28 protein-coding genes and 1 pseudogene are annotated in these 26,163 nt (G+C 57.7%); 19 read left to right on the top strand and 10 right to left on the bottom strand.

Going from position 1 to position 26,163, the window contains the following annotated elements; genetic code table 11:
- The first annotated feature begins 8 nt into the window (after positions 1-8).
- Together B5F35_RS08170 and B5F35_RS08165 are read left to right on the top strand one after the other, a co-directional pair.
- Positions 9-416 carry a Mini-ribonuclease 3 gene (locus tag B5F35_RS08170; protein ID WP_087239856.1) on the top strand — a complete coding sequence of 136 codons (408 nt, stop codon included), beginning with the start codon at positions 9-11 and terminating at the stop codon, positions 414-416.
- 15 nt (positions 417-431) lie between these two features.
- The gene (locus B5F35_RS08165) at positions 432-1,388 is read left to right on the top strand and encodes a YitT family protein (RefSeq protein ID WP_087239854.1); all 957 of its coding nucleotides are present in this window, start codon (positions 432-434) and stop codon (positions 1,386-1,388) included.
- Between the two features lie 68 nt (positions 1,389-1,456).
- Here the strand turns inward: B5F35_RS08165 and B5F35_RS18690 are convergent, their stop codons facing one another.
- Positions 1,457-1,615: a hypothetical protein gene (locus B5F35_RS18690; RefSeq protein WP_162611376.1), complete on the bottom strand. Its 159-nt coding sequence runs from the start codon at positions 1,613-1,615 to the stop codon at positions 1,457-1,459.
- Positions 1,616-1,834: 219 nt separating this feature from the next.
- Between B5F35_RS18690 and B5F35_RS08160 the strand changes: the two genes are divergently transcribed.
- The 8 genes from B5F35_RS08160 to B5F35_RS08125 all read left to right on the top strand — a co-directional run bounded on the left by B5F35_RS08160 (position 1,835) and on the right by B5F35_RS08125 (position 9,457).
- Positions 1,835-3,178 (top strand): RsmB/NOP family class I SAM-dependent RNA methyltransferase, encoded by a 1,344-nt coding sequence (locus B5F35_RS08160; protein WP_087239852.1) that lies wholly within the window; start codon positions 1,835-1,837, stop codon positions 3,176-3,178.
- A 208-nt stretch (positions 3,179-3,386) separates the two neighbouring features.
- Positions 3,387-4,457, top strand: a complete 1,071-nt coding sequence (locus tag B5F35_RS08155; protein WP_087239850.1) for a branched-chain amino acid aminotransferase — start codon at positions 3,387-3,389, stop codon at positions 4,455-4,457.
- Positions 4,458-4,531: 74 nt separating this feature from the next.
- The gene (locus tag B5F35_RS08150) at positions 4,532-5,416 is read left to right on the top strand and encodes an RluA family pseudouridine synthase (protein WP_087239848.1); all 885 of its coding nucleotides are present in this window, start codon (positions 4,532-4,534) and stop codon (positions 5,414-5,416) included.
- Positions 5,417-5,609: 193 nt separating this feature from the next.
- Positions 5,610-6,392, top strand: coding sequence for a basic amino acid ABC transporter substrate-binding protein (locus B5F35_RS08145; RefSeq protein ID WP_087239846.1), 783 nt, complete (start codon positions 5,610-5,612; stop codon positions 6,390-6,392).
- 98 nt (positions 6,393-6,490) lie between these two features.
- Positions 6,491-7,213 (top strand): amino acid ABC transporter permease, encoded by a 723-nt coding sequence (locus B5F35_RS08140; RefSeq protein ID WP_087239969.1) that lies wholly within the window; start codon positions 6,491-6,493, stop codon positions 7,211-7,213.
- The gene (locus B5F35_RS08135; protein ID WP_087239844.1) at positions 7,200-7,934 is read left to right on the top strand and encodes an amino acid ABC transporter ATP-binding protein; all 735 of its coding nucleotides are present in this window, start codon (positions 7,200-7,202) and stop codon (positions 7,932-7,934) included. The genes B5F35_RS08140 and B5F35_RS08135 overlap by 14 nt, the downstream gene beginning before the upstream one ends.
- Positions 7,935-8,080: 146 nt before the next feature.
- Entirely contained in the window at positions 8,081-8,971 is an 891-nt protein-coding gene (locus B5F35_RS08130) for a zinc dependent phospholipase C family protein (protein WP_162611375.1), read from the top strand.
- 24 nt (positions 8,972-8,995) lie between these two features.
- Positions 8,996-9,457: an S-ribosylhomocysteine lyase gene (locus B5F35_RS08125; RefSeq protein ID WP_087239840.1), complete on the top strand. Its 462-nt coding sequence runs from the start codon at positions 8,996-8,998 to the stop codon at positions 9,455-9,457.
- 75 nt (positions 9,458-9,532) lie between these two features.
- On the opposite strand, the gene B5F35_RS08120 is transcribed toward B5F35_RS08125, so the two are convergent.
- The 7 genes from B5F35_RS08120 to B5F35_RS08090 all read right to left on the bottom strand — a co-directional run bounded on the left by B5F35_RS08120 (position 9,533) and on the right by B5F35_RS08090 (position 16,972).
- Positions 9,533-11,329, bottom strand: coding sequence for a hypothetical protein (locus B5F35_RS08120; protein ID WP_087239838.1), 1,797 nt, complete (start codon positions 11,327-11,329; stop codon positions 9,533-9,535).
- Positions 11,330-11,390: 61 nt separating this feature from the next.
- Positions 11,391-12,392, bottom strand: a complete 1,002-nt coding sequence (gene hypE / locus B5F35_RS08115; RefSeq protein ID WP_087239967.1) for a hydrogenase expression/formation protein HypE — start codon at positions 12,390-12,392, stop codon at positions 11,391-11,393.
- Between the two features lie 13 nt (positions 12,393-12,405).
- Positions 12,406-13,500 carry a hydrogenase formation protein HypD gene (hypD, locus tag B5F35_RS08110; protein WP_087239836.1) on the bottom strand — a complete coding sequence of 365 codons (1,095 nt, stop codon included), beginning with the start codon at positions 13,498-13,500 and terminating at the stop codon, positions 12,406-12,408.
- Complete coding sequence (locus tag B5F35_RS08105; RefSeq protein ID WP_087239965.1) at positions 13,490-13,708, bottom strand: HypC/HybG/HupF family hydrogenase formation chaperone; 219 nt, start codon at positions 13,706-13,708, stop codon at positions 13,490-13,492. The genes hypD and B5F35_RS08105 overlap by 11 nt, the downstream gene beginning before the upstream one ends.
- Positions 13,671-15,974: a carbamoyltransferase HypF gene (hypF, locus tag B5F35_RS08100; protein ID WP_087239834.1), complete on the bottom strand. Its 2,304-nt coding sequence runs from the start codon at positions 15,972-15,974 to the stop codon at positions 13,671-13,673. The genes B5F35_RS08105 and hypF overlap by 38 nt, the downstream gene beginning before the upstream one ends.
- Complete coding sequence (hypB, locus tag B5F35_RS08095; RefSeq protein WP_087239832.1) at positions 15,971-16,627, bottom strand: hydrogenase nickel incorporation protein HypB; 657 nt, start codon at positions 16,625-16,627, stop codon at positions 15,971-15,973. Before hypB ends, hypF begins: the two co-directional genes overlap by 4 nt.
- A 3-nt stretch (positions 16,628-16,630) precedes the next feature.
- Positions 16,631-16,972: a hydrogenase maturation nickel metallochaperone HypA/HybF gene (locus B5F35_RS08090; protein WP_162611374.1), complete on the bottom strand. Its 342-nt coding sequence runs from the start codon at positions 16,970-16,972 to the stop codon at positions 16,631-16,633.
- 302 nt (positions 16,973-17,274) lie between these two features.
- Between B5F35_RS08090 and B5F35_RS08085 the strand changes: the two genes are divergently transcribed.
- The 8 genes and pseudogenes from B5F35_RS08085 to B5F35_RS19610 all read left to right on the top strand — a co-directional run bounded on the left by B5F35_RS08085 (position 17,275) and on the right by B5F35_RS19610 (position 22,883).
- Positions 17,275-19,167: an NADH-quinone oxidoreductase subunit 5 family protein gene (locus B5F35_RS08085; protein WP_087239828.1), complete on the top strand. Its 1,893-nt coding sequence runs from the start codon at positions 17,275-17,277 to the stop codon at positions 19,165-19,167.
- Positions 19,164-20,027 carry a complex I subunit 1 family protein gene (locus tag B5F35_RS08080; RefSeq protein ID WP_087239826.1) on the top strand — a complete coding sequence of 288 codons (864 nt, stop codon included), beginning with the start codon at positions 19,164-19,166 and terminating at the stop codon, positions 20,025-20,027. Before B5F35_RS08085 ends, B5F35_RS08080 begins: the two co-directional genes overlap by 4 nt.
- 13 nt (positions 20,028-20,040) lie before the next feature.
- Positions 20,041-20,520, top strand: coding sequence for an NADH-quinone oxidoreductase subunit B family protein (locus B5F35_RS08075; protein WP_087239824.1), 480 nt, complete (start codon positions 20,041-20,043; stop codon positions 20,518-20,520).
- A complete protein-coding gene (locus B5F35_RS08070; protein ID WP_087239822.1) occupies positions 20,504-20,851 on the top strand; it encodes an NADH-quinone oxidoreductase subunit C in 348 nt (115 codons plus the stop codon). Before B5F35_RS08075 ends, B5F35_RS08070 begins: the two co-directional genes overlap by 17 nt.
- Positions 20,852-20,857: 6 nt before the next feature.
- Entirely contained in the window at positions 20,858-21,937 is a 1,080-nt protein-coding gene (locus B5F35_RS08065) for a hydrogenase large subunit (RefSeq protein ID WP_087239820.1), read from the top strand.
- Positions 21,938-21,942: 5 nt separating this feature from the next.
- The gene (locus tag B5F35_RS08060; RefSeq protein ID WP_087239818.1) at positions 21,943-22,536 is read left to right on the top strand and encodes a 4Fe-4S binding protein; all 594 of its coding nucleotides are present in this window, start codon (positions 21,943-21,945) and stop codon (positions 22,534-22,536) included.
- A gap of 6 nt (positions 22,537-22,542) precedes the next feature.
- Positions 22,543-22,656 (top strand): annotated as a pseudogene (locus tag B5F35_RS19615) (L-rhamnose mutarotase); the annotation flags it as partial.
- A 65-nt stretch (positions 22,657-22,721) separates the two neighbouring features.
- The gene (locus B5F35_RS19610) at positions 22,722-22,883 is read left to right on the top strand and encodes an L-rhamnose mutarotase (protein ID WP_442856448.1); all 162 of its coding nucleotides are present in this window, start codon (positions 22,722-22,724) and stop codon (positions 22,881-22,883) included.
- Positions 22,884-22,954: 71 nt separating this feature from the next.
- Here the strand turns inward: B5F35_RS19610 and B5F35_RS08050 are convergent, their stop codons facing one another.
- On the bottom strand, positions 22,955-23,671 hold the full coding sequence (locus B5F35_RS08050; protein ID WP_162611373.1) for a TraX family protein: 717 nt from the start codon (positions 23,669-23,671) through the stop codon (positions 22,955-22,957).
- A gap of 111 nt (positions 23,672-23,782) precedes the next feature.
- Here B5F35_RS08050 and B5F35_RS08045 point away from each other — a divergent pair, with 111 nt between their 5' ends.
- Complete coding sequence (locus B5F35_RS08045) at positions 23,783-25,084, top strand: M18 family aminopeptidase (protein WP_087239816.1); 1,302 nt, start codon at positions 23,783-23,785, stop codon at positions 25,082-25,084.
- 29 nt (positions 25,085-25,113) lie between these two features.
- Here B5F35_RS08045 and B5F35_RS08040 read toward each other — a convergent pair whose 3' ends face one another.
- Positions 25,114-25,926: a 4Fe-4S binding protein gene (locus tag B5F35_RS08040; RefSeq protein ID WP_087239815.1), complete on the bottom strand. Its 813-nt coding sequence runs from the start codon at positions 25,924-25,926 to the stop codon at positions 25,114-25,116.
- Positions 25,927-26,163 lie beyond the last annotated feature (237 nt).

Genomic DNA, 26,163 nt, shown 5'->3' with positions numbered 1-26,163 from the left:
CTGGAAACATGGAACGCTTTATACAGCAGCCGTGCGATCCCAGGCAGTTCAGCCCTCTGACGCTTGCCTTTATGGGAGACGCGGTTTTTGAAATGTTTGTGCGGGAACGCCTGGTCTGTCAGGGAAACTGCTCCGTGAACAAGCTGCACAAACGGGCGGTGGAGCAGGTGTGCTGTCAGGCGCAGGCCGCCGCCGCACAAAGTCTGCTCCCGCTGATGACCGAGGAGGAGCAGGAGGTGTACCGCCGGGGCCGGAACGCGCATGTCAACCATGTCCCGAAAAATGCCGATCCCGCCGATTACCACGCCGCCACGGCGCTGGAAACGCTGTTCGGCTATGTCTATCTGAAAGGGGAGCTGGACAGGCTTCGCCTGTTCTTTTCCATCATCTGCGGGGAGGATGCCCCCGCTGTCTGAGGAGGAGGCGTTTCTGTGAAATCTGCGAGAAGTGCTCCGGTGCGTGCCGCCGGAGATCTGGTTTTCTTTGTGGCAGGCGGATTCATTTTCGCCTGTTCCGTCAAGCTGTTCGCGGCGCCGAACCATTTCGCGCCCGGCGGACTGACAGGTCTTTCCACCGTGATCAACTATCTGACGGGATTTCCGATTGGTACCATGGCGTTCCTGCTGAACATTCCGATCTTTATCTGGGCGATCCTCGAGATCGGCTATAAGATGGTGGGAAAGACGATTTTGGCGACGTTTCTTTCCTCCGCCGCGATTGATATTTTGGGAATGCTGGTGCCGCAGTATCTGGTGCCGTACACCAACGAGCCGCTTCTGGCCGCTGTGTGCGGGGGCGCGCTGGAGGGGATCGGCCTTTCGCTGGTTTTCCTGCGCGGCGCGACGACAGGCGGCACCGATATGATTGCCCGCCTGCTGGGCCGCCGTTTTCGCCATCTCTCGATGGGGCGTCTGATGCTGATGGTGGACGGCATGATCATCCTCTTTTCCGCTGTGGTGTATCAGAGTTTGGAAAGCGGCCTTCATGCTGCTATTGCCACATTTGTCTCCACCCGCGTGATCGACACGATTTTGTACGGAACCGATGTCGGCACCGGAAAGCTGCTGTATGTGATTTCCGAGCAGAGCGAGCAGATTTCCGCGCGCATTTTGACGGAGATCGATCGCGGTGTGACCAAGCTGAGCGCCCGAGGAGGCTACAGCGGCCGCGAGGGAGAGGTGCTGCTGTGCGCTGTGCGCCGTGACGAGGTGCATCGGGTGATCGATATCGTTCATGAGTGTGACGAAAATGCCTTTTTGATTGTGGGAGAGGCCGGTTCCATCACGGGAGAGGGCTTCCGTTCCATCAAAAAAGACGACCGAACGCTGCGGGAGCTGGTGGCTGGCTTCCGGGAAAAGCGCAGCGAAAAGAAAAGCAGAAAACGCTGACAGAAAAACCGGGTGAAAAGCCTGCTGCTTTTCACCCGGTTTTTTCCGTTCATGTGCCGGAAAATGCTTTAGTCGCAGTTGCTGCCGGAAGGATGGGAGTAGGAATTGGAATAGGAATTCCCATTGCCCGTCTTGTTGGTGGAGTCCTTGCGGTTGGTGCACTCCTGCGGCTTGCCGGTGGAGTTCTTGGCGTTGGAGCCCTTCTTGTTCATCGTCTTGTTGTCCATGTTATTTGTCTCCTTTTCGCCTGTTTATTTTTCTGCGCTCCGTATTCGGAGCACAACCCTAGTATGGGAAATGGCGAACGGGATTATACGGTTCACACAGAGGAACACAATAAAATTTTCTTGCGGGAGCATTCCGGCTTTTGCGGGACAGATTGCCTCCTGTGAAAGCGCTGTGCTATAATAAGTAAAATGATTATTCCCTCACAGGAGGACGAACCCATGAATCTGCCGGAAGCATTTGTCAAACGAATGGAAACGCTGCTGGGGGATGAATTCCCCGCTTTTCTTGCGTGCTATGAAGATCCCTGCCAGAGAGGGATCCGCCTGAACCCGCTCAAGTGCGGCGAGGACAGGCTGCGGGAATCCTTTCCGTTTCCGCTTTCCCGCGCTCCCTTTTCCCCTCTTTCGTTCTACTTCCCGCCGGAAGGCGGAAAGGTCGGTGCGTTGGCTTTGCATCACGCGGGGGCCTTTTATTCGCAGGAGCCTTCCGCTGCCTGCGCGGTCACGGCTCTGGATCCTCAGCCCGGAGAACGGATTTTGGATCTCTGCGCGGCTCCCGGCGGGAAGTCCTCACAGATTGCCGCTTTGCTCGAGGGAAAGGGGCTGCTGTGGAGCAATGAGGTCATTAAAAGCCGGGCAAACGTGCTGCTTTCCAATCTCGAGCGCATGGGCGTGCGCAACGCGGTTGTTTCCTCCTGTTACCCGGACACGCTGTGTCCCGCGCTTGCCGGCTTTTTTGATCGGGTGCTGGTGGACGCTCCCTGTTCCGGGGAAGGGATGTTCCGCAGGGATCCGCAGGCGATCGAGGAGTGGAGTGAGGAGCATGTGCGCTCCTGCGCCGTGCGGCAGGCTGCCATTCTGGACAGCGCCGCGCAGGCGCTGCGCCCCGGCGGCGTATTGGTTTACTCCACCTGTACCTTTTCCCCGGAGGAAAATGAGGAAACCGTGCGCTCGTTCCTGGAGCGCCATCCGGATTTCACCCTGGAGGAAACAGGATTAAGCGGCGGACGGCCCGGCTTTTTCGGGATGGATCAGGCGCGGCGGATTTTCCCCATGGATGGCGGGGAGGGACATTTTGCCGCCCGTATGCGCCGGGTAGGGGATGCTCCGGCCGCGGACCACGGGGAAGCAGCTCCGGCTTCCCGCGCGCTGGCGGAAGCGGCACGGGAGGTATGGAATGAGGTGTTCCGCATCCCCATGCCGGACAGCGGGATTGCCCAGGCGGGAGAGATGCTGCTGCTCACGCCGAAGGATACGCCGGATCTCAAAGGATTGGGCGTTCTGCGGGCGGGCGTTCCTGTGTGCGAGCGTAAGGGAAAGCGCTGGGAACCCTGTCATGGCCTGTTTATGGCGGCGCGTCCGGAGGAACTTTCCCTGTGTCTGGATCTGCCGCTCGATTCTCCGCAGCTGGCCGCGTATCTGCGCGGGGAGGAGATCGACGCGCCGCAGGACTGGAAGGGCTGGTGCGGCGTGGCCGCGGGCGGCGTGACCGTGGGCTTCGGCAAATGCTCGGGAGGACGGCTGAAAAACCGGTACCCGAAGGGATTGCGGAATCATGGGTGACGAATATTTTGCTTTTTGCATTTTGATCCTGTCTTTCCTCCCAAACGCGCCGTAAAAAAGGGAAAACAGGCGAGAATGGGAATATTTGTGCAGGATTTTCCTTTGCGGGATTCATCTATGCCTTGCATTGCGCGAAAAATGATGCTACAATAGGGAAAAGAAAAAAGAGGCGGCTTTCCGTCCCAAGGAAGAAAGAGGGCATCCCATTATGCAGGAAATCAGAGTGGAATTGACGAAGAATCCGAAGAAAAAGCCGGCTCCCGGCGATCCGCTGCCCTTTGGTCGGATTTTTACCGATCACATGTTCATGATGGACTATGATCTTGGACAGGGCTGGCACGATCCGCGCATCGTCCCCTATGGGCCGATTGAGCTGGAGCCCTCCGCCATGTGCCTGCATTATGGGCAGTCCGTGTTTGAAGGCATGAAGGCATACCGCGCCGTGGACGGCCGCATTCTTCTGTTCCGTCCCGAAAAGAACATGGCCCGTCTGAATGTCTCGAATGAGCGTCTCTGCATCCCGCAGATTGACGAGGAATTTGCGAAGGAGGCCATTGCGAAGCTGGTGTCCATCGAGCGCGACTGGATTCCCAGCGGAGAGGGGACCTCTCTCTACATCCGACCCTTTATCATCGGCGTGGATCCGCATGTCGGCGTGCATCCGGCTTCCCATCTGATTTTCATGGTGATCTGCTGCCCCGTGGGAGCGTATTATCCGGAAGGATTAAACCCGGTCAAGATCTATGTGGAAAAGAACTATGTGCGCGCGGTGCGCGGCGGCATGGGCTACACCAAGACCGCGGGCAACTACGCCGCTTCCCTCAAGGCGCAGGACGAGGCCGAGAAGCAGGAGTACACGCAGGTGCTCTGGCTGGACGGCGTGGAGCGCAAGTATATTGAAGAAGTCGGCACGATGAACGTGTTCTTCGTGATCGACGACGAGGTGATCACCCCAGCTTTGCAGGGCTCTATCCTTTCCGGTATCACCCGTATGTCCTGCATTGAGATTTTGAAGCATTGGGGCATGAAGGTGACGGAGCGCCGCATCTCCATTGACGAGGTAGCGGAGGCAGCCCGCACAGGCCGCCTGAAAGAGGCGTTCGGAAGCGGCACGGCTGCTGTCATTTCCCCGATCGGCCATCTCAAGTGGGGCGATGATATCATGGAGATCAACAATGGAGAGATCGGCCCGATTTCCCAGAAGCTCTATGACACGCTGACCGGCATCCAGTGGGGCAAGCTCCCGGATGAGCTGAACTGGACCTATGAGGTTCACTGAGCCTTTTCAGACAAAAGGATAGTTACGGGCGGACGCCATACGGCGTCCGCCCATTTTTTTCAGGAGGATGCATCATGAAGGCTGTGGAATTTACCGTACCGCCCGCCTATGAGGGGGCTTCGCTCAAGGGCTTTCTGCGCGGCTTCGCGGGCTGCTCGGCCCGGCTTTTGACGGCGGCAAAACGCATGCCGGACGGCCTTCTGCGAAACGGCATTCCTGCCACGGCCCGCACCCCCGTTTCGGCGGGAGATACCGTCCGCCTCGCGATCCCCGCTTCTCCCTGCAGCGCCAAACCGGTTTTCCTTCCCTTAACGGTTGTCTGGGAGGATGCGTCCGTCCTGGTGGTGGAGAAACCAGCTGAGATGCCGGCTTACCCCTGTCCTGGCCACGATCGGGATACGCTGGCCAACGCTGTCTGCGCCCTTTTGGCTGAACGGGGAGAGGAGCCGGAATATCATCCCATCTACCGGCTGGATCGCGATACGACGGGGCTTGTTGTGGTGGGAAAGGATTCCTTTGCCGCATCGCGTTTGTCCGGTGCGGTGGAGAAGGAATACCGGGCTCTCTGCACAGGAGCGGTCGTGGGGGAAGGAATCTGCGACGGGCCGATCGGCCTTTTGCCCGGCCATACGATCCAGCGCTGTGTACGGCCGGATGGAGAGCGGGCGGTAACACACTGGCGCAGTCTCATGGTGGTGGACGGCTTTTCACTGGTGTCGTTCCGTTTGGAAACAGGGCGGACACATCAGATCCGCGTGCATATGGCGGCGGCGGGACATCCTTTGCTGGGGGATGATATGTACGGCGGGCCGGTTTCTCTTGTGACCCGTCAGGCGCTTCACTGCGCGCGTGTGTCATTTTTGCATCCTGTAACGCAGAAGCAGCTTTCCTTTTCCTCTCCGCTGCCGCCGGACTTGTCCTCCCTGCTTCCTCTGGATGCCGCAAAACGTTTCCTGTGAAGAGGGAAAACAGCCATGGAATGGGCATTCCACGGCCATAATAGATAGTTTGAGAGGGAAAAGAGAGAGGGAGGAGAACAGTTTATACAAAAAGAAAAAAGCTTTATAAATATGCTTGCTTTATGAATATTTATGCTCTATAATACAGTCATTGTATTGGGATTGATTTTACATTTGTTTGGAGGCATGGAACATGAAAAAGCTTGCGAAAATCGCCGCTTTCCTTCTTGCGGCCGTGATGACTGTCAGCGCTGCCGGATGCAGCTCCACCAAAACCCTTGCGGATATTCAGAAGAGCGGAAAGCTCATGATGTCAACCAACGCGGAGTTTGAGCCGTTTGAGTACAAGGACGGCGGCGAGGTTGTCGGCATTGATATCGAAATCAGCCAGAAGATCGCGGAAGCTCTCGGTGTGGAGCTGGAAGTGACCGACATCGCGTTTGATTCCCTGATTCCGGCTTTGCAGTCCGGCAAGGCGGATCTCGTGGCGGCGGGCATGACGGCTGACGAGGAGCGCCGCAAGAGCGTGGATTTCTCCGATCCGTATTTCAACGCCTCCCAGGCGATCATTGTCACCTCCGACAGCGAGATTGCCGGCCCCGAGGATCTGGCGGATAAGACCGTGGGCGTGCAGCTTGGCACCACCGGCGACCAGTACTGCACCAACGAGAAGGGCGAGAACGAATATACCGTCGCGGAAGTCAGACGCTACAACAAAGGCATGGAAGCCGTTTCCGATCTGATGGCGGGCCGTATCGACGCGGTTGTCATTGACAACTTCCCGGCTCAGAAGTTTGTGGAGAACAATCCGGATGCGATCAAGGTGCTGGATACCGCTCTGACGGAAGAGGAGTACGCGATTGCCGTGCCGAAAGGGAACACCGAGCTGCTCGACAAGGTGAACGAGGTGCTTGCTTCTCTGGAGGAGAGCGGCGAGCTCGACGAGATTGTCGGCAAGTATATCGCGGCGGAATAAGCACAGGATCGAACAACGGCGGAACAAACAGGCGGCAGAATTTTGCCGCCTTTCCGTTTTTTTGATAAGGGAAGGAAGTGCACAGCTTGAATGTATCCATGATCCAGGGGTCTGCTTTCCTTGCATCGGTGCAGGAAGAGTTTTACCGGTGCTTCATTGAAGAGAACCGGTATATGTATCTGGTGGAGGGCCTGGGAAATACCCTCCTGATCACGCTGGTCGCTGTGATTATCGGCGTGGTGCTGGGCAGCCTGACGGCGTTGGTCCGCATCAGCTATGCCGCGAATCGCAAAAAGTGGTGGCTGAAAATCCTTAACGCAATCTGCGGCCTTTATTTGACGGTGATCCGCGGCACGCCTATGGTGGTTCAGCTGCTGATTATGTATTTCGTCATCATTACCGCAACGTTCATTCCGCCGCTTGTGGTGGCGATGATCGCGTTTGGCCTGAACTCCGGCGCGTATGTGGCGGAGGTTGTCCGCAGCGGCATCCAGTCTGTGGACCGGGGACAGATGGAGGCAGGGCGTTCGCTTGGCCTGAGCGGACGCACCACGATGATCCGCATCATTCTGCCGCAGGCATTCAAGAACGTCGCCCCCGCGATTTTCAATGAGTTCATTGTGCTACTCAAGGAAACGTCCGTGGCTGGCTATGTCGGCATCCAGGATTTGACCAAGGGCGGCGATATCATCCGCAGCATTACATATGTTGCATATATGCCGTTCTTCATGGTGGCTGCCGTTTATCTGGTATTGGTTGTTGGTCTGACGACCATTCTCAAGCGTCTGGAAAGGAGGCTGGCAAGAAGTGATAAGCGTTAAGGATCTGGAAAAAACCTTCCACACACTCGACGGCGATTTGCATGTCCTCAAAGGTATCAATCAGGAGATCCAAAAGGGAGAAAAAATCGTCGTGGTCGGCCCCTCCGGCTCTGGTAAAAGTACCTTCCTGCGCTGCCTGAACCTTCTGGAAACGCCTACCGGCGGCGAAATTTGGTTTGAAGGCACGCAGATCAACAAGCCCGGCGTTGACGTGGATCGCCTGCGCCAGAAGATGGGCATGGTATTCCAGCATTTCAATCTGTTCCCGCACCTGTCGGTCAAGCAGAACATTACGCTGGCTCCCGTTTGTCTGAAGCTGAAAACGCAGGAGGAAGCGGACAAGCAGGCGATGCAGCTTCTCGAACGCATCGGTCTTGCCGAGAAGGCGGACGCCTACCCGGCCCAGCTTTCCGGCGGCCAGCAGCAGAGAATCGCGATCGTGCGCGCTCTTGCGATGGAGCCGGATGTGATGCTCTTTGACGAACCGACCAGCGCGCTTGACCCGGAGATGGTCGGCGAGGTGCTGCAGGTGATGAAGGAGCTGGCGGACGACGGCATGACGATGGTGGTTGTTACTCATGAGATGGGCTTTGCCCGCGAGGTGGCTACCCGCGTTCTCTTTATGGCGGATGGCTATGTGTTGGAAGATGCGCCGCCGCAGGAGTTCTTCGGAAACCCGAAAAATCCGCGTTTGCAGGATTTTTTGTCAAAAGTCCTTTAATTTCCCGCGCAAGTATGATACCATGGAGGGAGTATGGAGCCGCCGTGCTCCCTTTTTTGATTGATATGGACACAGGAGAGAAGAGTCCCAAACCCATGAAGCTTGCAAGGGCGTTCTCTTTCTGTCCGAAAAGGAGCCTTGCCGTTATGCCAGCAGCCATCACCCATTGCCTGCAATGCCAGCGTGTGCTGGAGCAGGTGAAAAAGGAGATTCCCTCCTTTGCCGTTCTCCGGGAACCGTTTTTCTGGGGGGCGCAGGGGCCGGATTTCTTTGCCTGCCATCGTTTTCTTCCCTGGTGGAAGGGGGAAAGCCTTTCGGAGTACGGAGAACGTCTTCATGCGGATCCCCCCGCCGCCACGCTTTCCGCCATGTGGAAGTATGTGAGGGAGCATCCGGAGGATGAATATGCCCGCTCCTATGCGTTCGGTTTCCTGTGTCATTATGCTGCCGACAGCGTCTGCCACCCCTATATTGAGAGCAGGGCGGAGACAATGCGGCAGGCCGATCCCTCGCAGAATACCGGTGTATATCATAATGAGGTGGAGTCCGCGCTGGATTTGATTATTCTCCGCTATGAGCAGTCGGCTCTGCCGTATGAATTTCCGCTCAAACGGACAGTGCCGCACCATCCGGCGGCGGAGCGCTCCATCGCCCGTCTTTTTGTATCGGTGTTGGCTGGCCTTTACAGCGTCCGTTTTTCGGAAGAACGTCTGCTGGAATGTTTGGAGGACTGCCGGAAAATTTTCTCTCTTCTCACGGATCGCACGGGACTGAAAAAGAATCTGGTGCGCGCGGTGGAAGGCAGGAAGCCCCACGCGATTTCCTGTCACATTCGGGGAATGACAGAGGATGGGGACGACGATTACGCCAATACGCTTCTGGAAGCTTGGCGCTGGCCGCCGGAAAGCGGAGAACCCCGGCGCGACAGCTTTTTTGATTTGTATGAAAGTTCGATTGAGCGGGCTGTCTCTCTGATCCGTGAAGCGCCGGATTGTCATGATTTTACAGCTTTGACGGGAAACGTCCCGTTTGCCTGAGAGAAAACGAGGAGGAATAACCGTATGAAAAAGATTGCCAGCTTTTGTGTGAACCATGATACGCTTTTGCCCGGAATCTACCTGTCCCGCGTCGATGGGGATGTTGTGACCTATGATATCCGCATGGTCAAGCCGAATTGCCCGCCCTATCTTCCGAACCCGGTGCTGCATACGATTGAACACCTGTTTGCCACCTTTGCACGCAATTCCTCCTTTGCGGATCAAGTGATCTATTTTGGCCCCATGGGCTGCCGCACCGGCTTTTATTTCCTTGTGACCGGTATGGAGCATGGAGAGGTTATCGCACTGATCCAGGAGATTTTCAGCCGGATTGCCGTCTTTGACGACACGATTCCGGGAGCCGCCTGCTCTGCGGAGTGCGGCAACTATCTGGAGCATGATCTGCCGGGCGCGCGGGAGTGGGCTGCCAAATTCATGCCCATTATCGAGAGCTGGACACCGGAGAAGCTGAAATACGCGGAATAAGCCTTTTGCCTTGCTGCAAAAATTTCATCCCGCCCGATCCCTCGGAACTTTCCGGGGATCGGGCGGGATGTTTTTTCAGGCGCTGAGACCGGTTTGAGGTTCATACTGCTGTGTTTCACCATTCCAGACGAAAATCGTCCATTGCTGTTCTTCCTCACTCCAGATCCAAAAATCGCTGTGCTGCGTTTGTTCGTTCCAGGGGTTCCTGACCTCGTCTCCCTGGATCTGAAAACTGCCGTCCTCTCTGCGGATGATCCCCGGCTCCGGCTGTGCCGGTGCATTCCAGATTAAGCGGTTTCCCTCATCCTCGAAGATCACAGTGGGATTTGATGGCTCAGGCTCCGTTTCCGGAGAATCCGGTTTCAAACGCTCCGCATTGCGCTCTTTGAAATCCTCTATCTCATAGAGCATGGTGTTGCGGATGCTTTCCGCACGGTAATCCAGTGGGCCGGAAATGGCGTCGTTCCAGTCCAAACGCACGCTGCAAATACAATCGTCCGGCCATTCCTCTTCCCGGTATCGCAGAAGGAAAGCGGTGTTTACAAAATCCTCACTTGGCGTCAAGCCTGTCTCGTCCACAAATTTCTGTATTGCGACGGACAGCAATTCACAGCTATCATCCAAATTTTGAGGGGTGACGTCCATCTCCACCCGGATCGCGGAATAGTAATGTTCCTCTGTTTCCTGAAATGGGGCGCGGAAATAGGTGAAGGATGGAGCCCACCCGGTTCCCACGGCAGTTTCTTCCAACAGGGACTTGAGCCGATCCAGCTGATAGGTGTCCGACAGTCCCTTTCGGAAGCCAGGTACGCCAAAGGTTTCTCCCTCCACTGTGCTGTACGCGAAAAAGATTTCTTCGGGGTTCCTCTCCGGCACCACAGTATACACCCTTGCGGCCCAGATTTCTTCCACCTGCTCGTTGCCCCCGATTGGTTCGGAAAAGAGGACAGTAAACGGTTCTCCATAACGCTCCTCAAGCCGATCCTCCACCTCCTGATCGGACATAGTCAGCACGCGGAAGGATGAAAATGGGTTCGGGATCCCTGAAAATGAGGGCTGTGCCTGCTCTTGCTCCCGAATGCTGTTCCAGGCCTCTTTTCCATAGTATAGCTCCATCAGCCGATCCTGTAAATCAAGCCCCTGATGATACCAATCGGAAAGCTGTTTCGCGGAAAAGCTCTGCTTGATATCGTAGTCGGAATTCCGGCTTGCTTTTACCGGGTCAATGCCATGGAACAGCTTATGCTCTTCAAAGTTGTTGCTGCAATACTGGGTGGATGCCAGGTTCGATTGCTTCCGCAGCCAGACTTCCTCGCCGGTATCCAGCGTTCGCGCGTCTACATACAGGGAAACTTCCACGTCATAATACGATTGTTCCCCCGGCAGGGAACGGTTGAGAAAAGATGCGGGCTGATCCAGATTGGTTTTTTGAAGCATCAGCCGCCGTGTGACCTGAACCGTTTCTTCGGTTTCATCCGGGAATGACAGCTGTGCGGTTTCGGTCGTGGTGGTTTCCTGTGCATATTGGTCAAAGCCGGTATGGAAAAACCAGTACCCGCCGGAGGAGTCCTTCAGAATCAGGACAGGGTGATAGGTGCGGCCGCTGTAGTACAGCAAAGCCCAGTTTTTCAGTGTGTAGTCCATAGCAGTTCCGGCGTCCTCAATGCTCTCTTTTGCGGGATCATACACGCTGACCTGATAGCCCCAGCTCTCTATCTCATCCTGGTATTCGGGAAGATTTTCGATGATTGCCTGGGTGGCGGTAAATTCTTTGGAAGGTGCCGTCATTCTTACAAGCAGAAGAATCACAGCGGCCGCGCCCAGAATTCCCGCGATGGTCAGAAGGATAACTTTTCGTTTTCTTCGGCCCATAGGTATGCCTCCATTTTTTCTTCCATGCCCTGCCGGGAGCGCCGGAAATGAACCTTCCACATCAGCAGATGCGCGGAAGCTGTGCGCCGGTGAGCTTGCTCAGAATACGGGAACCGCCGAGCGCGGTGTGCAGAACCACGCAGCCGGGGCGGCTTTCCGTCACACGGCCAATCCGTGCGGCTCCCTCGACGCCCTCCACAGCGCGCAGGGCGTCAAGAGCCTGATCTGCGAGGGAGGGATCCACAACAGCCAGAAGCCGCCCTTCGCAAGCGCTGTAAAGTGGGTCAAGGCCAAGCAGATCGCACGCAGCTTCCACCGGCGGATCAACCGGAATCGCATCCTCGTCCAGCTCAATGCAGAGGGAAGAGCGTTCCACAAATTCATTGAGCGTGGTGGCTACCCCGCCCCGCGTCGGATCGCGCAAAATACGCACGCCGCCTGTACGCAGAATCGCCGCGCTCAGTTCGTGCAGCGGGCGGCAGTCGGAGAGCAGTTCGCCCTCGCAGGGAAGATCGCCGCGCGCCATCAGGACAGCCGCGCCGTGACAGCCCACGCTCCCGCTGACCAGGACAACATCTCCGGGGCGGATGGCATCGCGGGAAAGGCCAGGAGCACGCAGAAAGCCGATGCCGGAGGTGTTGAGATAAATGCCGTCACCTTTGCCGTGCTCCACCACCTTGGTATCGCCGGTGACGATGGAAACGCCTGCCCGTTTGGCTTCCTGCGCGATAGAACGCACAATTTCCTCCAGATCCCGCAGAAGAAATCCTTCTTCAATGAGAAAGGACAGGCTCAGATAACGCGGTTCGCCGCCCGCCATACACACGTCGTTAACCGTGCCGCAGACCGCCAGCTTACCGATATTTCCGCCGGGGAAGCGCCACGGCGTGACCACAAAGCTGTCTGTGGAAAAGACAAGGGGGGAACCTGTATTGTGGAGGACAGCCCCGTCTCCCAGCGCCGCGAGCGCGTCATTCTGAAAGGCGGGGACGAGCAGGCGATCGATGAGTTCGGCAGTGCGCAGACCGCCGCTTCCGTAATCCAGCGTGATTCTTTCTTCCATGACAGTCTCCTTTTCAATCGCGGTACCGGTAAGCAGCCGCACAGGCTCCTTCTCCCGATACCATGCACGGGCCGATCGGATCGGCGGGAGTGCAGACACAGCCGAAGAGCGGGCAGTCCTGCGGCCGGATTTTCCCGCGGATGACCTCACCGCAGCGGCAGCCGGGTGATTCCGCGCCGGAGGACGGACAAAACGCAAATTTCATGGATGCGTCCCACGGGGCGAATTCCGCGCGCGGCACAAGAGCGCTGTCCGGAATTTCTCCCAATCCGCGCCAGACAGCCGGTGCCGTTGTGAAAACCTGATCCATCGCGCGCAGGGCGGCGGGGTTTCCTTCCTCCGTGACCACGCGGGTGTATTCGTTTTCGAGAGCGGGTTCGTTTCGGCGCAGCATGTCCGCGAGCCGCCAGACCGAGTAGAGCAGATCGCCCGGCTCAAAGCCGCTAACTACGGCGGGAAGGCGGAATTCCTGCGGCAGGGACGCGAAGGCCCGCGCCCCTGTGATGGCGGCGACGTGGCCGGGGCAGAGAAAACCGTTCACGGCAAAATCCGGATCGGCAATCAGCGTGCGCAGAGCAGGCTCCGTCCGCTTGAGCAGGCTCAGGACGGAAAAATTGGAAAGGTTCTGCTCCCGTGCTTCCAGCAGGCACGCCGCCGTGCCGGGGGCCGTCGTCTCAAAGCCGACGCCGAGAAAGATCACCTCATGGTCCGGATGCTCGCGCGCCAGCGAAAGCGCTTCCATCGGAGAATAGACGGTGTGAATGGGTGCGCCGAGCGCCCGGCGGCGCAGCAGGGAATCACCGCGTTCCGATCCCGGCACGCGCAGCAAATCGCCGTAGCTTGCAAGAAGAACGCCGCGCTGTTCGGACAGGCGCAGGATTCCGTCAATCGCTCCGGCTGGGGTGACGCAGACGGGACAGCCCGGTCCGGAGATCAGGGAGAGTCCATCCGGAAGCAGGGAACGCAGCCCGGATTTCGCGATTGCCATGGTATGCGTGCCGCAGATTTCCATCAGGCGGATCGGCCCGGTGTCCCGGATGATTTCCCGCAGCGCGGCAAGGGTGCGATCCACCCCTTGCGGATGGCGGAATTCCCGATCAAAGCGCATCAAGAGCCTCCTGAATGCAGGCGAGATTTTCGCGCGCCTGTTCCTCGGTCAGCTTCTGGATCGCGAAGCCCGCGTGGACCATCACATAGTCGCCCGGCTGAAGATCGGGCAGGAAATCGACGCGGAGCGTCTGCGAAAGGCCCCCGGCTTCTCCGACGGCCACCTTGCCGTCAATGGATTGGATTTTCAGTGGAACTGCCAAACACATGGTTGTTTCTCCTTTTCCATGCCGCAATGGCGAGCTGTCCGAGGCAGAGACCCTCGTCGCCCGGTGAAACGCGGCGGTGAGTCAGAACGGGATATCCGGCGGCGGTGAGCCGATCGGTGATACCATCCAACAGGGCTTGATTGAGAAAAACGCCGCCGCTCAGCGCGACGGGAAGGCGATCGGGGTTGAGCGCCCGGTACTGGGCCAGCGCCAGATCGCACAGCGTTTCATGAAAGCTTCGCGCGATCGCGGCAAGCGGCAGTCCCGCGTCCCGGTCGCGGACAAGGGCGCGGAGCATGGGCCGGAAATCAAAGCGGCGCACGCCATCTTCCTCATAGAATGCCAGCGGGTACGGCGTTCCCGGCACATCGGGGCGAAGCATGGCTTCCAGCAGGACAGCCCCCTCACCCTCGTAGGAAACGGACGGTGTTCCCGTCAGCAGAGAATAAACGCCGTCGAACAGCCGCCCGATACTGCTTGCCGCGGGGCACGCAATCCCTTTTTCCAGCATCGCTGTGAGGGCCGTCCGCTTGGCGGGGGGGAGAGGAGCGTTTTCGGGCGAGAGTCCAGCGTCCCACAGAAGGGAAAGGGCGATGCGCCCGATCTCGCGGACCGCCGCGTCCCCGCCCGGCAGCAAAACAGGACGCAGGCTCCCCATACGCACAAAGCCATCAAAGCCGCCGGTCAGAAACTCTCCGCCCCAGATACTTCCATCTGTGCCGAGCCCCGTCCCATCCCAGACAATCCCAAACGCAGGGCCGGAGAAGCGGTTGTCCGCCAGGCAGGCGCACAGATGTGCCCAGTGGTGCTGCACGCGGAGAAGCGGCAGGGAAAAACGCTCCGCTGTTTCCTGCGCTTCCCGCGCAGAAAAATAGTCTGGATGCCGGTCGCAGACGAGGACGGTGGGCCGGATGCGGAACAGGCGCAGGTACGTTTCCAGAGCGGAGTGGTAATGATCCAGCACGGCGGCATTTTTCAGATCTCCGATGTGCTGGCTCAGAAAAGCATGCCGTTCCCGCCCGGCTGCGAAGGAAGCTTTTTGCTCCGCACCGAACGCAATCACGCCCGTCGCGTCAAAGGGCAGCAGGACGGGCTGGGGAGCATAGCCGCGGCTGCGGCGGAAAAAGACCGGCGAGCCGCGCCAAAGGCGCAGGACGGAATCGTCGCAGCGGTTTACGATGGGGCGATCGTGCAGAAGATAGCCGTCCGCGATTCCCGCGAGCGCTTCGACAGCGTCCTCGTTTTCGATCAGCACCGGCTCGCCGGGCCGGTTGGCACTTGTGAAAATCAGCGTGTCCGGCCCTCCCGCGCTTCCGTCGAGCAGGAGGACATGCAGGGGAGTATAGGGAAGAAAAACGCCGATCGTCCCGGTTGCGCTCCACTCCGGAAAATCGTCTGGATGGTGCTTTTTCAGCAAGACAATCGGACGGCGCGGGCTTTCGAGCAGTGACTGCTCTTCCGCTGAGATGCGGCAGAACCGGCGTGCTGTCTCCGTATCGCGGCACATCACAGCCAACGGTTTCCCCGGGCGGTGCTTGCGCTCCCGCAGACGTCGGACAGCTTCCTGGTTCCGTGCATCGCAGGCCAGGTGGATTCCGCCGCTGCCCTTGACCGCCACCAGCTTTCCCGCTGCCAGCGATTGCTGGGCCAGTGCCACCGCGTCGCCGGGAAGCTCTGCTCCATCCGCTTCGCAGAACCAGGCGCGCGGCCCGCAGACGGGACAGCAGTCCGGCTGTGCGTGGTAGCGGCGGGAGGTGAGATCGCCGTATTCCGCCGCGCAGTCGGAGCACATCGGGAACGCGGCCATGGACGTGCGCGATCGGTCGTAGGGGAGATCGCGGAGAATCGAAAAGCGCGGCCCGCAGTCGGTGCAGTTCAGAAAGGGATAGCGGTGCCGCCGATCGTGGGGATCGGTGAGCTCGGACAGACAGGCGGGACAGGGAGCAAGATCGGGGGAGACGAGCGTCGCGCCCTCTCCCGCTTCGCTCGGCAGAATGGAAAACGTTGTGTCACCGCGCGTCCCATCCAACGCTTCACACCGGATTTCCTCGATCACAGCCAGCGGCGGTGGGGAATCCCGCAGCGTTCTTTGAAACGCCTGAAGCGCATCCTCACTGCCCTCCAGCTCCAGTTCCACGCCCGCGGCAGTGTTGCGCACCCAGCCGCAAAGCCCCAGCCGGTTTGCCAGCCGGTGCAGGAAAGGGCGAAAGCCGACGCCCTGCACAATCCCGGAAACCGTCAGGCGCAGCCGGGCAATCTCGCTCATGCCAGCTCCCGGCGGATGCGATCGCGCAGATGCTCGGCCAGCTCCGCCACGCCGTCCCCGGTGCGGTTGGAGAGGAGGAACAGCGGCCCTTCCGGGTTCACGCCCCGGTAATCTTCGCGCACGGTTTTGGTGTTAAAATCAAAATACGGCAGCATGTCGCACTTGCTGAGCACCAGGCAGTCGGTGTCCGTGAACATAAGCGGATATTTTTTCACCTTATCGTCGCCTTCCGGGATGCTTAAAACGGTGATCCGGAAGTTTTCCCCGATATCAAATTCGGCGGGGCAGACGAGGTTGCCGATGTTTTCCACAAACAGCACGTCCAGAGCGTCCAAATCAAAATGAGGAAGGATGTTCTGAATACTCATGGCCTCGATATGACAGGCGCCGTCCGTGTTGAGCTGGACGGCGGGAATGTGCAGGGCGGCAATTTTCTCCGCGTCAATCTGCCCCGTGATATCTCCTTCGATCACACCAATGGAAAATTCATTGCGAAGCTGTGCGATCAGGGAGGTGATAAGGCTTGTCTTTCCCGTGCCGGGGCTGCCCATAACGTTGATCAGGCAGACTCGCTTTTCCCGCAGCAGGGCGCGCACCTGCGCGCTCACGTCCTGATTCCACTCCATCACCTGATGCATCACTTTGATTTCCATGGCTTAATCGACCTCCAGACTTTCCACTGTAAATTCCCTTCCGGACAGACGTTCCAGCCGCAGGCTCCCGCAGGACGGGCATGCGATATGGGTGCGGGAGATTTCGCTTTCTCTGCCGCAGTCGCGGCACCGTACGCGCAGGGGAAGCAGCGTGGCTTCTATCTTCGCGCCCTCGGCGGCGGTTCCTTTGGCGAGCACATCCAGATAGATCTGGATGCATTCCGGAACAATACCACAGAAAGGGCCGATGCTGAGACGGATGGCGCGGATCCGGGACGCGCCCTGCTCCTGTGCGGCCTTGAGCGAAATTTCCAAAATGTCCTGCGTAACAGCCAGTTCATGCACAGGAATCCTCTCCTTTCATCGGGCGGGCAGGTGGTTTCCGCCTTCTGTTGCAGAACCTATTGTAGCACGCTCCGGCGTGGAATTCCATACGAAATCCATAAGAAAGACAGAAGAAAATTGCAGAAAAAGAAAATAATTGCCAAGAAACGATCTTGTAAAACAAAAAAGTTAGGACTATAATGAAATTACTTTACACATTGACAGTGTCCCACCCGGAGACGTGAAAAGCCCCGCCGGACCAGACCGGAACGGGGGCTTTTCTGCGATTATCCATCCGTTTGGGACAAAGAAGGAGGATGGTTATGGGTGTGATTCCTTTTCTCATTGGCTGGCCCGTACTCATCGCGGTGTTGATCCCCTTCCTCAAATCGGAGCGTGTCCGGGGCCCTCTTGTCTATGTAGGAGCGGGCGGCGTTATGGTGCTGTCCGTTGTGCTGCTGGCCCAGTGGCTGCTGTCCGGCGGCGCGGTTATGAGCTTTTATGAGGAAACGGAACTGATCGATCATCTGATGCTCGGCGGGGAGCTTCTGCTTATGGCGCTGATTGTCTATCTGAGCATCATACACCGCAAGTACCCGGTGATTCTGCTCTCGGTCGGGCAGACGGCGGTGATGATCTGGGCAGAGACAAATTTCCCGGTTGAGCCTGCAAGCCACATGCAGGTGGACGGCCTTTCGATGCTGATGACGGTGATAGCGGCTTTTGTCGGCGGGCTGATCTGTATTTACGCGGTCGGCTATATGAAGGTGTACCACCATCATCATACAGAATACCGGAACCGCACCGGCTTTTTCCTCTCCATGCTGTTTCTGTTTCTGGGTGCGATGTTCGGTCTTGTCCTGTCCGGAAATCTGGTTTGGATGTATTTCTTCTGGGAGATCACCAGCGTTATTTCCTTCCTGCTGATTGGTTACACCCGCACAGAGGAAGCGGTGCAAAACAGCTTCCGCGCGCTGTGGATGAACCTTCTGGGCGGCCTGGGCTTTGCTGTCGCGATTGCCGTTTCGGCGGCAACGCTCGGCACAGTTCAGCTGGAGGAGGTTGTGCGGATCGGCGCGCCGATCCCGATCGCGCTGCTGGCTCTCGCTGGGCTGACGAAATCGGCTCAGCTGCCGTTTTCCTCCTGGCTGCTCGGCGCGATGGTGGCTCCCACGCCGTCAAGCGCTCTGCTGCACAGCGCCACGATGGTCAAGGCGGGCGTGTATCTGCTGATCCGCCTTTCCCCCGCAATGGCGGGAACGATGGGCGGCACGATGGTTTCCCTGATCGGAGGCTTTACCTTTATCGCATGCAGCATGATGGCGATCGCGCAGAACGACGGCAAAAAGGTGCTGGCCTTCTCCACGATCTCCAATCTCGGTCTGATCGTCGCCTGTGCCGGAATCGGCAAGGAGGAGACGATCTGGGCGGCCGTCCTTCTGATGATCTTTCACGCCGTCAGCAAATCCATGCTGTTCCAGGCGGTCGGTTCCATCGAAAATATCCTTGGGTCGCGTGACATTGAAGATATGCACGGCCTGATCCTGCGCCTGCCGAAGCTGACGTACATCATGGGAATCGGGATTGCGGGCATGTATCTTGCCCCGTTCGGCATGCTGATCTCCAAATGGGTGGCGCTCAAAGCGTTTGTCGACGCGGGCGACGTGCTGCTTGTGCTGTTTCTCGCCTACGGCAGCGCCACAACAATGCTCTACTGGACCAAATGGCTGGCAAAGCTGATCTCGATCCACCATACCAAAGCGGAGGCCAAAGACATCACCAAAACGGATCAATACATTTCCATGTTCATCCATTCGGTCTGTGTGGTGCTGCTGTGCCTGCTGTTCCCGCTGATGGAACGTCAGGTGGTGACGCCGATTGTGCTGCAAATCTTCGGTTCCGCGCATGAGGTGCTGTCCATGAGCGTCCTGACCACCATGGCGGTTATGCTGATCTCCGTTCTCTTTGTACCTACCATGATGTTCCTCGTCACACGGTCGGCGCGCCGCGTGTACGTTCCGATCTATATGGGCGGCGCGAATATGGGGGACAACACCTATTTTGTCAACAGCTACGGGGAGCCGGAGCACCTCTATCTCTCCAACTGGTATCTGCGCTTTGAGTTCGGTATGCGCCGCCTGATGCGCCCGTCGGTGATCTTCTCCTCGGGTCTGCTCATCGTGATGCTTTGCCTGATTGTGGGAGGTGCCGTATGATACAGGTGGTTTCCGTTGTCGCGTATCTGCTGTTTGCTCCCTTCCTGGGCGGCCTTCTGGACGGTGTGGATCGCATCCTCAGCGCCCGCATGCAGGGCCGCAAAGGCCCGCCGCTGCTTCAGCCCTTCTATGACTTGCAGAAGCTGTTCACCAAGCAGATGTTTGCCGTCAACAGTGTGCAGCTCCTTCTGAATCTGAGTTACCTGATTTTCCTTGCTGTGGCAGGCTGTATGCTGTTCGCCGGAGCGGATATCCTGATGTGCCTGTTTGTTTTGACCACGGCGGACATGTTCCTTATCATGGCGGCTTCGAGCGATTCTTCGCCGTTTTCCACGCTTGGCGCGGGGCGTGAGATGATCCAGATGATGGCCTATGAGCCGCTCACGCTTCTCATGGCTGTCGGTTTTTATCTCGCAACGGGTTCCTTCCATGTGGGAACGATCATCACCATGCCGTACAGCGCGGTGCTGTTTCTGCCTGGGATGCTGATGGGGTTCTTCTTCATTACGGCGATCAAACTGCGCAAATCTCCGTTTGATCTCTCCACCAGCCACCATGCGCACCAGGAGATGGTCAAAGGCATCACAACCGAGATGGCGGGGCCAACCTTTGCCATTATGAACGTTGCGGAGTATTATGAGATGATCCTGATGCTCGGCCTGGTGGCCCTGTTTTTCCTCAACGAAAACTGGTGGAGCTGGCCGCTTGCGATCGCTGTCTGCCTGTTCGTCTATTTTCTGGAGATTCTGTGGGATAACGTCTGCGCCCGCGTGAAGTGGAAAACCCTGCTCAACAGCTGCTGGATTGTCACGCTTCTCTGCGGCGGGCTGAACCTGCTGATTCTCATGCTGATTCATTAAGGGGGGCGGTTACATGGGAAAGCTTGCAAAATCTCCCTGGCTGCTTCACTATGATGGGAGCAGCTGCAACGGCTGTGATATTGAGGTGCTGGCCTGTACCACACCGGTTTATGATATTGAGCGCTTTGGCATTATCAATACAGGCGATCCGTTCCAGGCTGATATCCTGCTCATCACGGGCGGCATCAACAGCCAGAGCGAGAGCGTGGTCAAGCAGATATACAGCCAGATGCCGAATCCAAAGGTCGTCGTGGCGGTGGGCATTTGCGCGTGTACCGGCGGTATTTTTAAGACCTGTTATAACATCAAGGGCGGTGTGGATACGGTGATTCCGGTGGATATCTATGTTCCGGGATGCGCGGCCAGGCCGCAGGCCATTATCGACGGGGTTGTGAAGGCCCTTGCGCTGCTGGAGCAGAAGCGCGCGGACTATGCGGCCCAGCGCCGCAGCGCTGCACAGGAAGGAGGGATCGTCCGTGGAGCCGATCAATGAGATCATCCCGATTGAAATGGATCAATTCCTCTCCACTGTCATCCAGTTCAAAATGGATAAAATGCGTTTGGTGCAGATCTGCGCCTCCCGTCTGCCGGCACAGTATGAGCTGAGCTATTGCTTTGCGCGGGAACTGGATATGTGGACGCTTCGCCTCGTTGTGGATGAGGACACTCCTGTTCCGAGCATTACGCAGATGTATCCGTGTGCGTTCTTGCAGGAAAACGAAACCGCCGAGCTGTTCGGCGTGAAGATCCAGAATATCGAGCACGATTATAACAGCCGTCTGTACCGCATCGATCGGGAGACGCCGTTCAAGGAAAAGGGGTGAGAGTGGATGGCAAAGCGAAGCATTGTTCCCTTTGGCCCCCAGCACCCGGTTTTTCCCGAGCCGGTTCACCTGGACCTGGTTCTCGAGGATGAGGTGGTGGTCGGCGCGGTACCGAGCATTGGCTTTGTGCACCGCGGACTCGAAAAGCTGGTGGAGACGAAGGATTATAAAGAGTATATTTATATTGCGGAGCGTGTCTGCGGAATTTGCAGCTTTGGTCACGGCATGGGCTATTGTGAAGCGGTGGAGCGCGTGATGAACATCGACGTGCCGCCGCGTGCCAAATACCTGCGCACCATCTGGATGGAGATGAGCCGGATTCACAGCCACCTTTTGTGGCTGGGGCTTTTGGCGGACGCGCTCGGCTTCGAGAGCCTGTTTATGCAGTCCTGGCGTCTGCGGGAAAAAATCCTCGATATGTTTGATCTGACGACAGGCGGACGCGTGATCTTTTCCGTCAACACGCCGGGCGGCGTGCTCAAGGATGTGGATGCGTACATGCTGCACCAGCTGCTGCAAACGATCGACGAGATGGAACAGGATCTGCGTCCCGTCTCCGACGCTTTTCTGCGGGAATATACGGTGGGGACAAGACTGCATGGGCTTGGTGTGCTCAAGCCCGAGGACGCGGTGCAGCTCGGTGCGGTCGGTCCGATGCTGCGAGCTTCCGGCGTGCCCTACGATGCGAGAAAGCTGGGCTATGCGGCATATGGAGAGCTGGCTTTTGAGCCAATCGTTCTGACAGACGGCGATTCCTACGCGCGCTGTGAACTGCGATTGCAGGAGATTTTCCAGTCGTTCCACCTGATCCGGCAGGCGGTAGCCAAGCTGCCGAACGGCCCCATCGCCGTGCCGGTGAAAGGGAATCCGGACGGGGAGTATTTCATGCGGATCGAGCAGCCGCGCGGAGAAGCTGTCTACTACGTCCGTGCAAACGGGACAAAATTCCTCGATCGGTTCCGTCTGCGGACCCCCACGACAAGCAACATCCCGCCTATGCTGGAGCTGCTCAAGGGCTGTCAGCTTGCCGATGTACCACTTTTGATTCTCACGATTGATCCCTGCATCAGCTGTACGGAGAGGTGACGGAGATGGCGAATATCCGATTTTTGCCCTTTGCGCATACGGCGCTGAAAAATCTGTTTTCCAAGCCGGTAACGACGGGATATCCGTTTGAGCCTGCCGTCTATCCGGAGCGGATGCGCGGTCATATTCAGATTGCGATTGCGGACTGCATCAGCTGCGGTCTGTGCGCCCGTTCCTGCCCTCCGGGTGCCATCCAGACGAACCGCACCGCCGGGACCTGGACGATTCATCGCTTTGACTGCGTACAGTGCGGCAGCTGTGTGAATGTTTGCCCGAAGAAATGCCTTCGCATGGCTCCCGGCTATATTGAACCGGGGCCGGAAAAATGGAGCGAGACGTTCACGCGTCCCGGTTTCCCGCCTCTCGGTCAGAAGGCGGAATCTTCCCAGCAGCCTGCCCCGGCCCCCGCGCAGCCGGAGGGAAAGCCGGTCAACGACAGCTCCGCCTGCGTGTATTGTACTCTCTGTGCGAAAAAATGTCCGCAGGGAGCCATTTCCGTTGATCGCGCGGCCAAGACGTGGTCGCTTGACGAGCAGGCTTGTGTCGGGTGCGGCGTGTGTGTTTCCGCTTGCCCGAAAAAATGCCTGACACTTCGCTGAACAGACATGGAACAAAGAAAGGAACTGCCTATGATTCGCAAAGGTTTTAAAATGAAGCTGTATCCCGGTTTTGAGGAGGAGTATGAGAAGCGCCATAATCAGCTTTGGCCGGAAATGCGGGAGATGATCCATGAGTATGGCGGACACAACTACAGCATTTTTCTGGACAGAGAGACGCTGACGCGCTGTTCGGCTATCTGGAGATCGAGGATGAGGAAAAGTGGAACGCGTCCGCGCAAACGGCCATCTGCCGGAAATGGTGGGACTATATGGCGGATATCATGGAGACCAACCCCGACAACAGCCCGGTCAGCATCGATTTGCAGCCGGTGTTTCATTTGGATTAAGCAAACCCCAAAAACGGGATCGCCGCGTTTTTTCAGAGCGCGGCGATCCCGTTTGTCTTGTCATATGTTTGTTATGGAGTTTGTAGAAGAAGCGAAATCCACCAGATCACCAGCAGATGCGCGGGGTAAAACCAGTAAAACCCATATTGCAGCGCCCGGCTCCGCGTGCCGTGTGTCCCGTTATACAGAAGCAGCAGAGGGATGGCGAGGAAAACCCCAAAATAGCTGATGGTGAACAGGCTGGGAACTGCCAGCCCCTTTACCGCGTAGCAGGCGCCGACCGCCGCAAAAACGGCAAAGGCGCGTTTTCGATCCTGGCGGAACAGGCCGAACCCCAGAATCCACAAAATAGCGTACCAGCTCCAATCCGAACGCCAGGCCAGAGCGCAGCAGGCAAGCACCACAATGCATTTCAGCCAGACCGGATACCGTGGGTTGGCGGAGAAGGCCAGTGCCGCCAACCCGAGAAAGAGCGTCCACATCACGCTCGAGGTATTCCAAAAGGATGACAGGCCTCCATGACACAGTACAAACGGGACGTGGGAAACAAGAGCAGCCAGAAGGAGCCGTCCCAGATACCGGCGGAGGTTGGAGGTGTGGGCAAATCCCTCCGCGATGAAAAAGCACATGATGGGCGCGGTCAGCCTTCCGATCAGGCGCAGCAGCCATGCTTCCGGGACGAGAGGGAACAGAAAGGCGGTACAGTGGTCCACAACCATCGCGGCAACGGCGATCAGTTTGAGTTGATTGGCGTTCAGCCCGCGTCCTGTGCGGGGAAGAGGTTCCATATTTTGTATGCTCCTTTCGCCTGCGGCGGGGACTATTGGGAAAAACAGTTGCGGCCCGCGCGGGATGCGTGTACAATAGAAATAATCGGACAAAAATAAGGAGGAAAAGACATGGATGACATACAGTCGGTATTCCGTTTTCTGGATCGGGGCGTCAGCCCGTGGCATGCGGCCGCGGAAGCCTGCCGCCGTTTGGAGCAGGCGGGGTGTGAGCGTCTCGATGACACGCAGGAGTGGAAGCTGGTTCCCGGGAAACGGTATTTTGTGACACGGAACGGATCGGCCGTTCTGGCGTTCCGTGTGCCGAAGGGGAGGATCGGCTCCTGGAGAATTGCCCTTTCGCACAGCGACGCTCCCACCTGGCGGATTAAGAACGCGGGCATCGAAAAAGCGGGATGCGTCAAGCTGGAAACAGAAGGGTATGGCGGGATGATCATGAGCACCTGGCTCGACCGTCCACTGACGATCGCGGGACGCGTCATTTTGCGCACAGCCGATGGGCTGCAAACACGGCTTGTCTATGCGGATCAGGATCTGCTGGTGATTCCGAACCTGGCCATCCACTTTGACAGAGCAGCCAACGAGGGGAAAAAATGGGATCCCCAGGTGGATTTGCAGCCGCTTTACGGGCCGTGCGGGTGCCGTTCTTTTTCCGATCTGCTGGCCTCTGAGGCAGGCGGCTGTGCGCCGTCGGATATTCTCAGCTGGGATCTTTGCCTGACGCCGCGCCAGAAAGCGGTGCGCGTGGGCCCGGCCGGAGAATACTTCATGAGTCCCCGGATCGACGATCTGGAATGTGCCTGCACCACGCTGACAGCCTTTTTGGAAGCGGAGACGGAAACGGACGCCGCTTCGGTCTGGGGAATGCTGGACAATGAGGAGGTCGGCTCCTCGTCCCGCCAGGGTGCACAGGGGACTTTCCTCGCGGATACGCTGGCACGCATTTTGGAGACGCTGGGACAAAGCCGGTCGGATGGATGGCGGGCAGCCGCGTCCTCGCTGGTACTGTCCGCGGATAACGGCCATGCGGTGCATCCCAATCACCCGGAAAAATCGGATCCCGAAAACGGACCGGTTATGAACGGCGGTGTTGTGGTAAAAATAAACGCAAGCCAGAAGTATACCACCGACGCAATGACGGCCGCGCTGTTTGGGGAAATCTGCCGTCGGGTGGGCGTTCCCGTGCAGCGTTTCGCAAACCGCGCCGATATGCCGGGCGGCTCTACGCTTGGAAATTTGCAGGGCCACAGCCTTTCGGCTCCGATGCTCGACATCGGATTGGCGCAGATGGCGATGCATTCGGCGGTGGAAACGGCGGGAGTGGAGGATATCGGTTCCATGATCCGTGCGGTGCGCGCCTTCTATCAAACGCCGTTTGTCTGCACGGGAGATGGAAGCTATCGAATCGGGTGATCCAGCAGGGGGAAGTGTCGAACGCTGCTCTACAGCAGAAACGTGTTTTCCGCCCGGGCTGTGCAATGCTCCCGCAGCATCGCGACATGGGAGAGAAAATCCGGGTCTTCAAAGCGAAGCGCATGCGAAGGACAGACGCGCACGCATGACTGGCATTTGATGCAGACGCCGGAAACCAGCAGCGTTTCTCGTTCGATGCTGCCCATTGGGCATTGATCCGCGCACAGGCCGCAGCGTGTGCAGTTTTCTAGCAGGACAGGCTTGGCTTTCAGAAATTTTGCGGGCGTGCCGTCCGTTTTGAGCGGCGTGTAATAGGGAGCAAGCGGCGTTTCCCGATCGTAATCCAGGGGATCGATGTCCGGCTGCGCCAGTATTTGCGCGATGGATCGGGCAAAGGCGCATAGTTCGGCCAGATCCTCCTTGTCCGGCCTTCCTGCTCCGATTTCGTCGGAAAAAGCATGACGGCAGGCGATGGATGCAGCGGCCACTGGGACAAAGCCGCCGTTTTCCACCAGGAGAAGCCACTCACGCAGCGCGTCTCCCGGACTGCGGTTTCCAAAAACGCACAGTGGAACAACAGGCGTGTGGTGTCCGCGCAGTATCCGCGCGTACTCGGGAGCCAGCTTATTCGGCAGCCGTCCCGCATAGACGGGCGAAGCCGCCACCACCAGATCGTCCTCCTGAAAGCAGAGCGTTTTTTGACGGTCTTCCGGGAGTGTGAGTGAAAAATGTTCCTCGGCGGCGCCGAGAAGAGCGGCCAGTTGTTCCGCCAAAGCACAGGCCACGCGCTTTGTGCCGCCCGTGGGGCTGAAAAATACGGTGCAAACCCGGTTGATTTTCATAGAAGGTTCCTCCCTCCGGACGCCTGGCCCAGAGAAACGTATTTTCTGGGCCAGGCGTTTTTTCTTATTTTCATGATACCGAATTGACATACAGGACGCAACAAAAAATTTTCCATTTCTTTTGGAAAGCCGCTTGTCCAGCGGCTTTTTAATGGACACACAGAAAAACGGAAAAAATCACCTTCATAAAAAAACTTCGTCGAGGAACAGTAAGAAGGCCGAACGATTCGCAAAGAA

Origin of the sequence: Anaeromassilibacillus sp. An200 (genome assembly GCF_002160025.1) — a bacterium.
Taxonomy (GTDB): Bacteria; Bacillota; Clostridia; order Oscillospirales; family Acutalibacteraceae; genus Caccousia; species Caccousia stercoris.
Note: the sequence above shows the minus strand (reverse complement) of the source record. Positions and strands in the feature narration are given on the sequence as shown.

Bases quoted from the DNA above. Each gene is read 5' to 3' on its own strand.
- B5F35_RS08105 (WP_087239965.1), bottom strand. From the start codon at position 13,708: ATGTGTTTGGCAGTTCCACTGAAAATCCAATCCATTGACGGCAAGGTG.
- B5F35_RS08150 (WP_087239848.1), top strand. From the start codon at position 4,532: ATGAAGGCTGTGGAATTTACCGTACCGCCCGCCTATGAGGGGGCTTCG.
- B5F35_RS08080 (WP_087239826.1), top strand. From the start codon at position 19,164: ATGATACAGGTGGTTTCCGTTGTCGCGTATCTGCTGTTTGCTCCCTTC.
- B5F35_RS08155 (WP_087239850.1), top strand. From the start codon at position 3,387: ATGCAGGAAATCAGAGTGGAATTGACGAAGAATCCGAAGAAAAAGCCG.
- B5F35_RS08065 (WP_087239820.1), top strand. From the start codon at position 20,858: ATGGCAAAGCGAAGCATTGTTCCCTTTGGCCCCCAGCACCCGGTTTTT.
- B5F35_RS08040 (WP_087239815.1), bottom strand. From the start codon at position 25,926: ATGAAAATCAACCGGGTTTGCACCGTATTTTTCAGCCCCACGGGCGGC.
- hypF (WP_087239834.1), bottom strand. From the start codon at position 15,974: ATGAGCGAGATTGCCCGGCTGCGCCTGACGGTTTCCGGGATTGTGCAG.
- B5F35_RS08085 (WP_087239828.1), top strand. From the start codon at position 17,275: ATGGGTGTGATTCCTTTTCTCATTGGCTGGCCCGTACTCATCGCGGTG.
- B5F35_RS08145 (WP_087239846.1), top strand. From the start codon at position 5,610: ATGAAAAAGCTTGCGAAAATCGCCGCTTTCCTTCTTGCGGCCGTGATG.
- B5F35_RS08075 (WP_087239824.1), top strand. From the start codon at position 20,041: ATGGGAAAGCTTGCAAAATCTCCCTGGCTGCTTCACTATGATGGGAGC.
- B5F35_RS08160 (WP_087239852.1), top strand. From the start codon at position 1,835: ATGAATCTGCCGGAAGCATTTGTCAAACGAATGGAAACGCTGCTGGGG.
- B5F35_RS08120 (WP_087239838.1), bottom strand. From the start codon at position 11,329: ATGGGCCGAAGAAAACGAAAAGTTATCCTTCTGACCATCGCGGGAATT.
- B5F35_RS08140 (WP_087239969.1), top strand. From the start codon at position 6,491: ATGATCCAGGGGTCTGCTTTCCTTGCATCGGTGCAGGAAGAGTTTTAC.
- B5F35_RS08130 (WP_162611375.1), top strand. From the start codon at position 8,081: ATGCCAGCAGCCATCACCCATTGCCTGCAATGCCAGCGTGTGCTGGAG.
- B5F35_RS18690 (WP_162611376.1), bottom strand. From the start codon at position 1,615: ATGGACAACAAGACGATGAACAAGAAGGGCTCCAACGCCAAGAACTCC.
- B5F35_RS08125 (WP_087239840.1), top strand. From the start codon at position 8,996: ATGAAAAAGATTGCCAGCTTTTGTGTGAACCATGATACGCTTTTGCCC.
- B5F35_RS08045 (WP_087239816.1), top strand. From the start codon at position 23,783: ATGGATGACATACAGTCGGTATTCCGTTTTCTGGATCGGGGCGTCAGC.
- B5F35_RS08170 (WP_087239856.1), top strand. From the start codon at position 9: ATGGAACGCTTTATACAGCAGCCGTGCGATCCCAGGCAGTTCAGCCCT.
- B5F35_RS08050 (WP_162611373.1), bottom strand. From the start codon at position 23,671: ATGGAACCTCTTCCCCGCACAGGACGCGGGCTGAACGCCAATCAACTC.
- hypE (WP_087239967.1), bottom strand. From the start codon at position 12,392: ATGGAAGAAAGAATCACGCTGGATTACGGAAGCGGCGGTCTGCGCACT.
- hypD (WP_087239836.1), bottom strand. From the start codon at position 13,500: ATGCGCTTTGATCGGGAATTCCGCCATCCGCAAGGGGTGGATCGCACC.
- hypB (WP_087239832.1), bottom strand. From the start codon at position 16,627: ATGGAAATCAAAGTGATGCATCAGGTGATGGAGTGGAATCAGGACGTG.
- B5F35_RS08060 (WP_087239818.1), top strand. From the start codon at position 21,943: ATGGCGAATATCCGATTTTTGCCCTTTGCGCATACGGCGCTGAAAAAT.